Below are 13,085 nucleotides of genomic sequence, written 5' to 3' on the forward strand. Positions count from 1 at the left end.
CAACCAAATCTTATGAAATACAGTTCGATGGCGCCCCAAGGGGCGCTTTTTGCATTCGGATTCCTCCGCTGGAAGCAAAGACAGTGCAAACGCCGAAACGTGTAAGCCGCCAACAGGTCAAGGCTCCTATCGTCATACGGCGCGGGTCTTGAACTGCACACGATCTGCTCGGATCGATCTACGGAACGTTTGGAAACTATTTCGAAAATGTCTCGCAGCATCGCTGAGAAACTCGGTTTCTTTTTCTCCAGGCACCTTGTCCCAGATTCGTAACGGCGCCGAATGCATGGCGAGGAGGCGCGACCCTCCGATGACTGCCTCGCAACTGGCTACTGTGCGTTAACCGCCGCCATGTCGCGCTCAGGTCTCTCGTCGCTGTTGTTGCCCTCCTCTGTCATGGCGCATTGTCTTCGCGGCGCGGCAGGGCACGATGATCCATCTTTCCCCCATAAGCGTTTATTCGCTTGGCCTTCGCGACGTGGTGCGCCGCAGTGTCGCTCCCGACCGAACGGTCACAAAGCTGAATCCAATCCTTGGTACTCCGCGCCAAAACGGAGTGGTCGATGATGACTGATGATTTGATCGAACTACGGCGCGAAGTCGGTGCGTTGCGTGAAACGATTTCGCGCGCTGCGGTAGTGCGGCTCGAGGCGTGGCGGGATTGGATGGACTGCGAGGATTTTGCAGCCAGCGCGGAAAATTTCGCGCATTACCTTGCCCTGCGCCGCCACGACATTCGCCCTTTACAGCGAAAACTTATGCGATTTGGTCTGTCCTCTTTGGGAAGGGTCGAGAGCAAGGTACTTCCCGAACTGGATCAGGTGATCGCGATCCTCGATGCGTTGATTGACGGAGCACAATTCGCCCCCGCTTCGGAAGCCGCTTTCTTCGCCGGTCAGAACCGGATTTCCGAACGCGCCAGACGGATCTTCGGACCGCTTACCGACCATGGCCCCGTGGGACTGCTGGTTACGATGCCAAGTATCTCCGCGCAGGATCCTGGCTTCTGCGAGAAGCTTGCAGCGGCGGGAGTCGAAGCGGTCCGGATCAACTGCGCGCATGACGACCCCGAGATTTGGCGTCGCATGATCGCTCATGTCGACGCCGCCGCCGGGACCGTTGGTCGGAGGATGAAAATTCTGATGGATCTGGCCGGTCCGAAGATCCGCACGGGAGCGCTTCGCGACGAGAAGGGGCAGAAACGCGTGCGTCTCGGTGATAGCTTCGCGCTTTGCTTTCCGGGCAGGCTCGGGATGGTCCCCTCGGGCCAACCGGCGATCGAATGCAGCTTGGCCGAACCCATCGAAGCCCTCGCGCTTGGGCATCGTGTGTTTGTCGATGACGGCAAGCTCTCGACGCGGGTGATCGCGCGCGAAGATTGGGGCGTGAAATTGCATGCCGAGATCGCCCCTTTGGAAAAGGGCTACAAGCTCAAGCCGGAAAAGGGGCTGAACTTCCCCGATTGCGCTTTGAATATCCCGGCGCTCACCGAGGCCGATCAAGAGGCCTTGCGCTTCGCGGCGGAGCATGCCGACGGGATCGAGTTCTCCTTCGTGCAGGAATTGCAAGACGTTGAGCTTCTACAATCGCTTCTGGCCGAGATCCGCCCCGATGACTGGCACGAACTCAGCCTCGTCCTGAAGATCGAGACCGAGCGCGCGGTACGCAATCTGCCGGATATGCTCGTGCGCGCGGCTGGGCGCCAGCCAACGGCCGTGATGATCGCGCGCGGCGATCTGGCGGTTGAGATCGGCTTCGCCCGTCTCGCCGAGATCCAGGAGGAAATCCTGTGGCTTTGCGAGGCCGCTCAGGTGCCGGTTATCTGGGCCACGCAGGTTCTTGAGAGCTTCCTCAAGACGGGCCTGCCCACCCGCGGCGAGATGACCGACGCGGCGATGGGTGCACGGGCGGAATGCGTGATGCTCAACAAGGGCCCCTATCTCTTCGAAGCGATCGGGGAGCTTGATCATCTCTTCGGGCGCATGGCCACACATATGAACAAGAAAACACCCCAGCTGCGCGCGTTGAAGAGCTGGTAAGGGGCATCAGCGCGCGAGTCCCTGCGCCTCGAGCGCCTTCACCGTCGCGGGCAGCCGCTCGAGACGGTCGCGCACTTCGAGGATCAGGCGCGGACTCGCCTCGCTCCGTTCTAGGGCGGCAAAGACCGCAGGCCAGGGAATCGTACCTTCGCCCGGATGCCAGTGGCGATCCGCATAGCCGTCGGCATCTTGCAGATGGACATGGCCAAGCCAGGCTCCGGCCTGTGCGACATAGTCCACCACAGGCGGGGCGCCGTAGCGGCCATGGGCCAGTTCCGCGTGGCCGGTATCGAGCGAGACGCGCAGCTGCGGATGGTCGATCGCCTGCACCACGCGCACGCGCGCCGACGGGTCGGTGTCGTCGATATTCTCCAGCATCACGGTGCAGCCGAACTCTCCCGCCCGAACCAGCACCGGGGCGAGGCAATCGGCCATCGCGTTCAGCATCTGATCGGCGACGGCAGGGTAATTGTCGCGATTGAGCACATGCCAGTAGGTGAAGGGTGAGTGCACGACCATGTGGCTGCCGCCCAGAGCCTTGGCAATCTCGAGCCCCTTGAGCAGGCGGCGCTGGATCACGGCGCGGATTTCCCTGTCGGGGTTCGACAGGTCGAGCCCGAAGAACGGTCCATGAATGCCGCGCAGCCCGCGGTGACCGTCGAGCGCGCGCTTGTAGCTTGCGATGAGTTCGCTCGGGTCGCCGGCGAAGATTTCGGGCATCACGAAATCCTGGATTTCGATGGCGCGGGCGGGCTCGAAGATCCAGTCGCGCAGGGTGTCGAGATCGCGGCGCCGGATGGCAGCGCCCAGAAGCGGAAGGGTCATCGGGAAGTCCTCATTTGATGCCGGCGCGCATGAAGCTTTGCACGAACTGGCGCTGGAACAGCAGGAAGGCGAGCAGGAGCGGCGCCGAGGTCATCAGCGTGGCTGCGTTGATCACCGCCCATTCGGTGCCGCTATCGGTGGTGGCAAAGACCGACAGGCCGACGGTGACGGGGCGGGTCTCGACCGAATTGGTGACGATCAAGGGCCAGAGGAAATTGTTCCAGTGATAGCTGACCGAGACGAGCCCATAGGCGAGATAGGTAGGTTTGGCGAGCGGCACATAGACCCGCCAGAGGATCGCGAGCGGACCCGAGCCTTCGATCCGGGCAGCATCGTCGAGCTCGCGCGGGACCGTCATGAAGGCCTGCCGGATCAGGAACACGCCAAAGCCCGAGGCGATATAGGGCAGGGCGATCGCCTGCAGCGTATCGACGGCATTCATCGCGTGGATGATCTTGTAATTCTCGACGATCAGGATGTCGGGCATCACCAGCAATTGCAGCAGGACAAGACTGAACAGCAGGTCGCGCCCCGGAAAGGAGAACCGCGCAAAGCCATAGGCTGCGAGCGAGCACAGCACGAACTGTGCCGCCGTGATCCCGGTCACCAATATGAAGGTGTTGAGGAAGTAGCGCGCGAAGGGGGCCGCGTTCCACGCCTTGACGAAATTCTCCAGCGTGAGCGGCGCGGTCAGCGTGAAATGCGCCTCATAGGCCGAGGGGTGAAACGCCGTCCAGACCGCGTAAAGCAGCGGCGCGATCCAGAGCGCGGCCAGCAACGCCGCGCCGCCATTCCACAGATATCGGTCGAACGCGCTCATTTGTAATGCACCTTGCGGTCGAAGAGGAAGAATTGCCCGATCGCCAGCAGGCACATCAGCGCCAGCAGAACCACGCTCAGCGTCGCGCCATAGGCGGTGTCCCAGAACCGGAACGAGGTCTCGTAGATGTAGTAGAGCAGCAAGGACGACGCGTTGTCCGGTCCGCCGCCGGTGAGGATGAAGATGTGATCGACCAGCCGGAAGGCGTTGATCACCGCGTTGATCGAGACGAACAGCGTGGTCGGCATCAGAAGCGGCAGGGTGATGCGGCGAAAGATCGTCCACGCGCCCGCGCCCTCGATCTTCGCGGCCTCGGCCAGTTGCGGCGGGATCGCCTGCAGCGCTGCGAGGTAGAAGATCATGAAGAACCCGGCCTCTTTCCAGATCGCAACCACCATGATCGCGGGCAGGGCGGTTCCGGCATTGCCGAGGAAATTGCTCTGCCCGGCCCCGAATAGCCCCAGCACCTGGTCGATCAGCCCGAAGCCCGGCGTGTAGAAGAAAAGCCAGATATTCGCGACGGCGATCAGCGGCAGCACGGTCGGCGTGAAATAGGCCATCCGCGCCAGCGCGCGCCCCTTGAAGGGGCGGTTGACCAGCAGCGCCATCGCAAGCGCCAGCGCCATGGAGACCGGGATCGTTCCGAGCGCATAGATCGCGTTATTGCCAAGCACCTTCCAGAAGGTCGGGTCCTGGATCAGCCGCTCGTAATTCGCGAGCCCCACGAAATGCGAGGGTTTGCGCCCGCGCGGGGTGGAGAACAGCGATCCCCAGAGCGTCATCAGCGCCGGGATATGCGTGAACAGGAAGATCAGCGCCAGTGCCGGCGCGATCAGGGTCCATCCCCAGATCCAGTCGCGTTTGATCTTCATGCTCGGTCTTTCCTGATTGAGTTGGGGGCGGGCCCGCACGTGGCCCACCCCCGGGGAGTGCCCCTCTCGGGGATCAGCGATAGGCGGCCAGCACCTGATCGGCCTTGGCCTGCGCTTCCTTCAGCGCCTCCTCGACCGGCTTCTGGCCGGTGATCGCGGCGGCAAGCGCATCGTTGAGGAACTGCGTCACGCGCTGGTTCTCGTGAGTGGACAGCTCCGCCTTGGCGTATTGCAGCTGATCACGCGCCACGAGGACCTGCGGGAAGCCCTTGGCATAGTCCTTCATCGTCTCGGTGTCCCAGGTGGCCGGACGCGGAGCGACATAACCGGTTGCCTTGGTCCAGATCGCCGATTGCTCGGGTGCGGTGATCCATTCGATGAACTTAACCGCCGCTTCGAGCTGCTCATCCGAGCTGCCCTTGAAAAGGTAGAAGTTGCCGCCGCCGGTGGGCGCACCGCGCTGCGCCTTCTCGGGCAGCATCGCCACGCCGAAGGGGAAGGGCGCGTTGTCATGCATGTTGGTCAGGTTGCCGGTGGTGGTCCAGACCATCGCCGAGCGGCGCTCGAAGAAGTCCTTGGGCGTCGCACCCCAGTCAAGGATGCCGGGCTCCATCACCTTGTCCTTGGTCGACAGGTCCACGAGATATTGCGCGGCCTCGATCACTTCGGGGCTGTCGAAATAGGTCTCGGTCCCTTCGCCATTGGTGAGCTTTCCGCCCGCTTCGATGACGAGCCCCTGGAACAGCCAGTAGGGGAAGCCCGAGGACGGGATACGCACACCCCATTGGGTCGTGTTGCCCGAAGCGTCCGTCTTGGTGAGCTTCTTGCCCATCTCGACCATCTCGTCCCAGGTCGCGGGCGGGGTTTCGGGATCGAGGCCCGCTTCCTTGAACGCGTCCTTGTTCCAGTAGAGCACCGGGGTCGAGCGCTGGAACGGGATGCCGTAGGTCTTGCCGTCGAACTGGCTGTTTTCCATGAAGGCCGGGTAGAAGCCTTCGATCCATTTTTTGCCCTCTTCGCCCTTGGCGTAATCGTCGAAGGGCAGGATCAGGTCATCGTCGAGCAGCGTGAACATGTCGGTCGACAGCGCCACCGCGATCTGGGGCGCGTTGCCGCCGCGCGCGGCGGTGATCACCTTGGTGATCGTGTCCTGGTAGGAGCCCGCGTAGATCGGGTCGATCTTCACGTCCGGGTGGTCCTTCATATAGGTCTCGGTCAGGCCTTCGATCGTCTTCGCCGCACCGCCGCCGACGGCGACGGGGAAGTAGAATTGCAGGTCAACGGCGCTGGCGGGCAGCGCCGCAATCAGCGACAGGGCAGCGGCAGCCGCGGAGCCCTTGAGGAAATTGGCAAGCATTGTCAGTCGTCCTTCCTGTTATGTGGCGCAGCCGCGCCGGGGCTGTTGAACGGCGCCTGCGCGCCGGGTGTTTGAGCCGGGTCGTCCGGTCAGGGGAACGGCGCGAAGCCGGAGGGCGGGGTGACCCGCCGTCCTGTCCTCGCGTCGAAAAAGTGAAGATCGCCGGGCGCGAGGCCGAGCCGCAGCCCCGCACCGGGGCCGGGCAAGGCGCGTCCCGGCACCCGCATCAGCGCCTCCGAGCCGCCAATCCGGCCCGAGACCAGCGCATCGGCGCCCAGATATTCGCCGCCGGTCACCACCATCTCGAACGGGCCTTCGCGGTTCTCGAACAGCGCCTCGGGACGGATGCCGAATTGCAGCGCGCGACCTGTCGCGGCCTCGGCCCGCGCGCCGATCTCTCCCAACGCGGTTGCGGGCAGGATCTGCATTGGCGGCGTGCCGATGAAGCGCGCGGCAAAGGTGGTTTCGGGGCGCTCGTAGAGCGTTTTCGGATCGGCCACCTGCTCGACCCGGCCCGCATTCATCAGCACGACCTGATCGGCCATGGTGATCGCCTCGACCTGATCGTGGGTCACGTAAAGCATCGTGAAGCCAAGGCTTTGCTGCAGCGCGCGCAGTTCCACCCGCATTGCGTGGCGCAGCTTGGCATCGAGGTTCGAGAGCGGCTCGTCCATCAGGCAGACCGGACGTTCCGAGATCACCGCGCGGCCCAGAGCCACGCGCTGCTGCTGCCCGCCCGAGAGCTGGCCGGGCTTGCGTGAAAGGTAATCGCTCAGCCCCAGAAGCGCGGCAACCTTGGTCAGACGCTCTGCGCGCTCCGCCTTTGGAACGCGGCGGGTGCGCAGCCCGAAGGTGATGTTCTCGGCCACCGAGAGATGCGGGAAGAGCGCGTAGGATTGGAACACCATCGACAGGTTGCGCTTGTCGGCGGGGCGCTGCGTCACGTCCTGCCCGGCGATCATCACCTGACCGCCGCTGGCCTCTTCCAGCCCCGAGACGATGCGCAAGAGCGTGGACTTGCCGCAGCCCGAGGGCCCCAGCAACGCGGTGAAGCTGCCGGCGGGCACCTCGATGTCGATCCCGTCGAGCGCCTGAGTTTCGCCCCAGCTCTTCGAGATGCCTTGCAGGCTGATCGCGCCGCCGCTCATGCCTGCTCCTCCGCGATGACCAACTGCGCACCGCGCGAGATCAGCGCCGTCGCGTGATGCGCGGGGATCGCCCGGTCGCAGATCACCACGTCGAGATCGCGCAGATGGCCGCCGCGCACATGGGCGGAGCGGCCGAATTTCGTGTGATCGAGCAGCAGCACCGAGCGGCGGCAATTGCGCAGGATCGCCATCCGGGCGGCGACCTCTTCTTCGGTGAAATCGAGAAGGCTGCCATCCTCGGAGACGCCGCCCACGCCGAAGACGCCGAAATCCACCTGATAACGCGCGAAGAAAGCCTCGACCTGCGGGCCGAGCACATCGCGATCGCCCGGGCGCACGGCGCCACCGGGGATGCGCACACTCCAATCCGCGCGATCCGAGGCGATCAGCGCGATGTTGAGATTGTTCGTCACCACCATCAGATCCGAGCGCGCGCTCAGCGACTGGATCGCGATCTCGGGCGTGGTGCCGATCGAGACCGCGAGCGAGGCACCCGAAGGGATCAGCTCGGCGAAGACGCCGCCGATCGCGCGCTTGGCGCTTTCGTTCATCATCCGCCGCGAGGTGTAGAGAAGGTTCTCCGAGCCCGGCAGTTCGACGCCGCCGTGAACGCGCCGCAGAACGCCGGTCGCGCAAAGCTCGTTCACGTCGCGCCGGATCGTCTGGGGGGAGACGTCATGAATTTGCGACAGCTCCTCGATGCCGACCTGCCCGCGCGCACGGACCTGGTCGAGAATCATTTTCTGTCGATCGGAGAGCGAGTTTTCCATCCGGGGTCCGCATCACGGGTTTCGTTCCGTGCTGCAGTTTGACCATTCAAATGAAACCTCGGTTGCATTCGTGTGAAACTCTGGTGACGGATCATCCGCTCAAACCGGCGCCTCCCGAGCGAAGTTGACCTTTGGTCACTTGTCGCCAAGGCGCTTCGCTCTCGGCTAAGGCAATCACGTGTTGGACATGAAGGATGGGGCCGGAAGTGGTTAGCTTCATTGCGGAAACAGATGGCGATGGGAATATCGTGGCGCTTTGGCGAGCCGGGCGCGGGGTACGTTCACCACGGCCAGTTGGAACGGGGCGGGAAGAGCTCGACGAGGTTTCGGTTCTGCTCGATGACGCCAAATTGTCCGGCGCATCGCTCGACTCCATTCGCGATTGGGTGGAGAGCCTGCGCAGCGGAACCGCCCGATGAGATCCGGGCATCTCGGGGACATCTAGAGATTGGTCGCCGAGGATCCCGAACGCTCGACCTTGCGCAGGGCTGAAAGAATCCCCAGCGGCACGAGCGTCGTTGCGATGATGGTGAGGAAGGCCACGGCCATGCCCTCGCCTATGGAGCCCTGATCGAACTGCCGCCAGACATAGGTGCCGATGGTGTCGGTCCCGACCGGCGCGACGAGCAGCGAGGCGACGAGTTCGCGCGCAGCGACGGTGAAGACCAGCAGCATCGCCGCCAGCACTGATGGCGCCACGAGCGGCACCAGCACGCGCCAGGCGGTGCGCGTCGCACTCGCGCCATGCACGCGCGCCGCCGCTTCCAGCGAGGGGTTGACCTGCTGGAAGGCGGCCACGGTGTACCGCACGGGTTGGGGCAGAAGAATGCAGACATAGGCGAGAACGAGTATGCCCAGCGTATTATAGGGCGTGACCGGCAGGGCAGGCTGGTTCCACAGCAGGATCAGGCCAAGTGCGACGACCACGCCGGGGGCTGCGTTGGGCAGCATCGCGAGCGCATCGATCAAGCTACGTCCTCGACCGCTTCCTCCGCGTGTCGTCACATAGGCGATGGCGATGCCGAAAAAGCCCGCGACGATGGCGGCCACGAGCCCGAGGCCGAAACTCGTTCCCATCGCGGAGAGCGCCCCCGAACTGTCTGTCATGATCGCGCGAAAGTTCTCAAATCCCATATTCGAGGGTTTCAGGCCGCCCGAGATCGTGCGCGAAAGCGCCGTGGCGAGGATGGCCAGTAACGGAAAGCCCGTCGAGACAAAGGCCACCAGTGCAAAGAGCGTTAACGCAGGGCCGCGCCAGATGCCGAGATTTCGCTGTGGGGCGCGCGTGCTTTTTCCGCCCACTACATCGAAGTCACGTGCTGTGGCGATGCGCCTCTGAAAGCCGAAAGCCGCGAGCGACAGGGCGATCAGGGCCAGCGACAGGAGCGCGGCCTTGGGCAGGTCGATCGGCCAATCCGAAAGAGAAGTGTCAATGCCGGTGACGAGCACGTCGAAATCGAACCGCGCGCCAAGCACCGCGGGTGTTCCGTATTCCTCGATCGTCATCGCGAAGACGAGCAGAAGGCTCGCGGCCACTGCGGGCGTCGCGAGCGGCAGGGTGATGCGCCAGAACGCCCGCCCCGGTCCCGCCCCGAAAACGCGCGATACATCCGAATAGCGCGCGCCGATCGCGGCGAAGCTGCGCGAGGCCGCGAAATAGATCACCGGAAAGGTATGCATCGCCATCACGAAGACGATGCCGGGCAGCGAGAACAGGAACCCCGCCAGGTTGATGCCGGTGAGCTGTTGCAGATAGCCCGCCGGTTGCAGCGAGAGAACCCAGCCCAGCGTCGCAATATAGGGCGGGATCATGAAGGGCACGAGAAACAGCAGATCCCAGATCAGCGCGCCGGGCAACCGGTAGAGGGCGCGTATCGCGGCAAGCGGGGTCGCGATCAGCGCGGAAGTCAGAACCACCCCCGCGCCGAGGATCAGAGAATTCGCGCTCTGCGTGGCGAAATCCTCGGATTTGAGGACGGCGCCGAGATGTTCGAAGGGCCGGGAAAATGACCCGGCCCCGATGTCGGGAAAGATCGCCTGAAGGACGATGAAGACGAAGGGCAACGCGACAACGACAATCAATGCCGCTGTGGTCAAGGCGGTCGTGACGCCGCTCACTGCTGCCCTTCGTTCCGCCATCTCTTATTTTCCGAAGGCTTTGGTGAACATGTCGAGCACCTCGCCACGGCTGCCGGCCTCGGTGCCCGATTTCGGCAGTTGCTTCAGTTCGGTGATCGTCGGACGCAGTGCCTTGATGTCGGTGCGCGCGGGCATCAGGTAGACTTTCGCAACCTCTTCCTGGCCCTTGTCGGACAGAACGAAGTCGATGAACTTCTTCGCGTCTTCGGCGTTCTGCGTGGATTTGAGGATCATCATCGGTCGCGCCGCGATCACCGTGCCGCTCTCGGGCCAGATCACGTCAATCGACTCGCCCGTGGCCTTCGAGCCGAGCGCGATGTAATCGACCGCGCCGAAGACGGCAGCTTTCGCGCCTTGAAGAACCGGGGTGAGCGCGGCCTTGTTCGCACCCGCAACCAGAGCGCCGTTCCCGGCAAGCTTGTCGAAAAGCTCGCCCTGACCGTTTGCGTAAAGGCCCGAGACCAGTTCATAAGCAGAGCCGGAAGCCGCCGGATCGGGCATGGTGACCATCAGTTTGAAGTCGTCCTTGGCCAGATCCGCCCATTCCGTGGGCTTCGGCGTTCCGGAGTTCGGATTCCACGCGATTCCCAGCGCGGCGACGCCTTGCGCGACCGCCGTGTCGGACTTCAGGAAGTCCGGGACGTTTTGCGCATTGGGCGAGGTGTAAGCCATCAGGAGCCCCTGATCGGCAAACGCGGTTGCAGTGTCCCACGAGGCCGAGATCACGACATCCGCCTGCGGATTGCTCTCTTCGGCCTTCAGGCGCGCCATCACCTTGCCGGTGGTTGCCTGATAGAGGTTCACATTGATCCCGGTCTCGGCGGTGAAATCGGCCGCGAGCGCTTTGGCGAGGCTCGCGGGGCCAGCGGTATAGACGGTGATGTCGGCTTGGGCGGCAAAGCCCGTGGCGCTCAGGGCGAGGGCCAGAAGGCCGCTGCGAAGGGTGGTTTTCATCGGTATCTCCGTTGAGTTCAATCGTCAGGGTCTTTTCGGTATGTCGAACCAGCGCAGCGCCTCGGGCGCGATATGCAGGCCGATCTCCTGGCCCGGCGCGATGCGCGACGCGGCCGAGATCTGGATTTCGCTCCCGTCGGGGAGCGCGAGGGCGAGTTGATAGTCGTCGCCGCGAAACAGGCAGCGCAGCACGCGGGCGCGCAGGGAGGTCTCGCTCGTCCCGCAGATCCGGATGTCGCGGCGCGGGAGCAATACCGCCTTCGCCATTTGCGGGACGGCGAGATCTCGCAACACAGCGCGCGCGGCATCTGCCGACAGGACTGCGCCGAGCCTGAGAAATTCGGCGACCCACGGGTTTGCGGGGCGATCGACCAAAATCTCGGGCGGGGCGGCCTGAACGATCTGGCCCTCGCGCAGGATCGCGACTTCGTCGGCCAAAGAGAATGCCTCCGAGTGGTCATGCGTGACGTAAAGCGCGGTCAGCCCGAGATCGGCCACGAGCCCCGCGATTTCGTCCACCATGCTTTCGCGCAGCTCGCGGTCGAGGTTGGAGAGCGGCTCGTCGAACAGGACCGTGCGCGCGCCCGAGGCGATCGCTCGGGCGATGCCCACGCGCTGTTGTTGCCCGCCAGACAGCGCCGAGGGACGCCGGTCACCCATCGCCTCGAGCCCGACACGCGCGAGCGCAGCTTGCGCTCTGGACAGACGTTCGGCGCGGCCAATGCCTTGCATCTCGAGCGGAAAGCCCACGTTCTGCGCGACGCTCATATGCGGCCAGAGCGCGTAATCCTGAAACACCATGCCAAGCTTGCGGCGTTCGGGGGGCAGGAAGAGGCCGCGGGCGGGGGCCGCGACGCAGCCGCCATGGACGAACACCTCGCCCGCGCTGGGCGCCTCCAACCCCGCAAGCACGCGAAGCAAGGTCGTCTTGCCGCTGCCCGAGGGGCCGAGCAGCGCCAGCGCCTTGCCCGGTGCGAGCGACAGGTCTATGCCGCGCAGGATCTCGGCCGGGCCATAACTCAGACGCAGCGAACGCACCGCGAGCGCCGCGTCTTCATGCGCGGCGCGCAGGTTGGTCTCTTTCAGATTTGCCAGCATCATCCCGCCCACTTTCGGGAACTGGCCATATTGAAGCGGTGTAACAGAACGGTGACGTGGTGACCAAAGACAGCGTGCGACCGATCAGGGTGAGAAAACCATCGCTAGCCGGTGAGTATCATATATTCGTCACGTGAGGATAACGGAGCCGTTACACGCGCTGCCTAATTCCGCCCTCGAAACCTCGGAGGGCGCATGCGGCTCGAATTCAGACATGTCAGCAAGGTTTTCGGCAGCAAGGCCGCCGTGGACAACGTATCACTGTCGATCGAAGGTGCCGGGTTCATCGGCGTGATCGGTCGCTCGGGTGCCGGAAAATCGACGCTCCTGCGGATGATCAATCGCTTGGGCGACGCCAGCTCGGGACAGATCCTGTTCGACGATGCGGATATTCTTGCCCTGAGTGGCAGGGACAAGCGCGACTGGCAGGCTCGCTGCGCGATGGTGTTCCAGCAATTCAACCTCGTGCCGCGTATGGACGTGGCCTCGAACGTGCTGCACGGGCTGCTGGGGCGGCGTTCGACCCTCTCGACCCTGTTCAACCTGTGGTCCGAGGCAGACATTCGCCGCGCGCTGGGCATTCTCGACCGTCTCGGCATCGCCGAACAGGCCGCCAAACGTGCCGAGGCGCTTTCGGGCGGCCAGCAACAGCGCGTCGCGATCGCGCGCGCCCTGATGCAGGATCCGGCGATCATTCTCGCCGATGAACCGATCGCCTCGCTCGACCCGATGAATGCCCAGGTGGTGATGGACGCGCTCAAACGGATTCAGGTCGAGGACGGGCGGATGGTGATCGCAAACCTGCACACGCTCGATACCGCGCGCCGTTATTGCGACCGCGTGATCGGGATGCGCGACGGGCGCGTCGTCTTCGACGGGCGCCCCGATCAACTCACCACCGGCGTCGCGCGCGATATCTACGGCGCCGATGCCAGCTTTTCCGAAGCCGCCACCTCGACCGAGATCGGGGCGCTCGGTGACGATCAGGAATACGCAGCCGCCATGCTGGGCGACTGAGTAGCAACCGGCCCGCTGCCAAGAACAAGGGCCACATCCTAGAGGG

Annotated in this window: 11 protein-coding genes; 2 read left to right on the plus strand and 9 right to left on the minus strand. The window is 63.9% G+C overall.

The annotated features are described in order from the left end of the window. Positions 1–758 precede the first annotated feature (758 nt). Positions 759–2,039, plus strand: coding sequence for a pyruvate kinase (locus BMG00_RS14320; protein ID WP_211274147.1), 1,281 nt, complete (start codon positions 759–761; stop codon positions 2,037–2,039). 6 nt (positions 2,040–2,045) lie between these two features. Here the strand turns inward: BMG00_RS14320 and BMG00_RS14325 are convergent, their stop codons facing one another. From BMG00_RS14325 to BMG00_RS14365, 9 genes are all read right to left on the minus strand, one after another. Further along, on the minus strand, positions 2,046–2,864 hold the full coding sequence (locus tag BMG00_RS14325) for a sugar phosphate isomerase/epimerase family protein (protein ID WP_078574832.1): 819 nt from the start codon (positions 2,862–2,864) through the stop codon (positions 2,046–2,048). A 10-nt stretch (positions 2,865–2,874) separates the two neighbouring features. After that, positions 2,875–3,684, minus strand: a complete 810-nt coding sequence (locus BMG00_RS14330) for a carbohydrate ABC transporter permease (protein ID WP_078530185.1) — start codon at positions 3,682–3,684, stop codon at positions 2,875–2,877. Beyond that, positions 3,681–4,556 (minus strand): carbohydrate ABC transporter permease, encoded by an 876-nt coding sequence (locus BMG00_RS14335; RefSeq protein ID WP_078530184.1) that lies wholly within the window; start codon positions 4,554–4,556, stop codon positions 3,681–3,683. The genes BMG00_RS14330 and BMG00_RS14335 overlap by 4 nt, the downstream gene beginning before the upstream one ends. A 73-nt stretch (positions 4,557–4,629) precedes the next feature. Further along, entirely contained in the window at positions 4,630–5,913 is a 1,284-nt protein-coding gene (locus BMG00_RS14340) for an ABC transporter substrate-binding protein (RefSeq protein ID WP_078530183.1), read from the minus strand. An 89-nt stretch (positions 5,914–6,002) separates the two neighbouring features. Continuing rightward, entirely contained in the window at positions 6,003–7,061 is a 1,059-nt protein-coding gene (locus BMG00_RS14345) for an ABC transporter ATP-binding protein (RefSeq protein WP_078574833.1), read from the minus strand. Beyond that, on the minus strand, positions 7,058–7,801 hold the full coding sequence (locus BMG00_RS14350) for a DeoR/GlpR family DNA-binding transcription regulator (protein ID WP_211274148.1): 744 nt from the start codon (positions 7,799–7,801) through the stop codon (positions 7,058–7,060). The genes BMG00_RS14345 and BMG00_RS14350 overlap by 4 nt, the downstream gene beginning before the upstream one ends. A gap of 471 nt (positions 7,802–8,272) precedes the next feature. Continuing rightward, entirely contained in the window at positions 8,273–9,949 is a 1,677-nt protein-coding gene (locus tag BMG00_RS14355) for an ABC transporter permease (protein ID WP_245795051.1), read from the minus strand. A 24-nt stretch (positions 9,950–9,973) separates the two neighbouring features. Further along, the gene (locus BMG00_RS14360; RefSeq protein ID WP_078574836.1) at positions 9,974–10,924 is read right to left on the minus strand and encodes an ABC transporter substrate-binding protein; all 951 of its coding nucleotides are present in this window, start codon (positions 10,922–10,924) and stop codon (positions 9,974–9,976) included. 24 nt (positions 10,925–10,948) lie between these two features. Further along, positions 10,949–12,025: an ABC transporter ATP-binding protein gene (locus BMG00_RS14365; RefSeq protein ID WP_245795052.1), complete on the minus strand. Its 1,077-nt coding sequence runs from the start codon at positions 12,023–12,025 to the stop codon at positions 10,949–10,951. A 192-nt stretch (positions 12,026–12,217) separates the two neighbouring features. Here BMG00_RS14365 and phnC point away from each other — a divergent pair, with 192 nt between their 5' ends. Next, complete coding sequence (phnC, locus tag BMG00_RS14370) at positions 12,218–13,039, plus strand: phosphonate ABC transporter ATP-binding protein (protein WP_078530178.1); 822 nt, start codon at positions 12,218–12,220, stop codon at positions 13,037–13,039. Positions 13,040–13,085 lie beyond the last annotated feature (46 nt).

This window comes from Thioclava marina, assembly GCF_002020135.1.
Classification (GTDB): domain Bacteria; phylum Pseudomonadota; class Alphaproteobacteria; order Rhodobacterales; family Rhodobacteraceae; genus Thioclava; species Thioclava marina.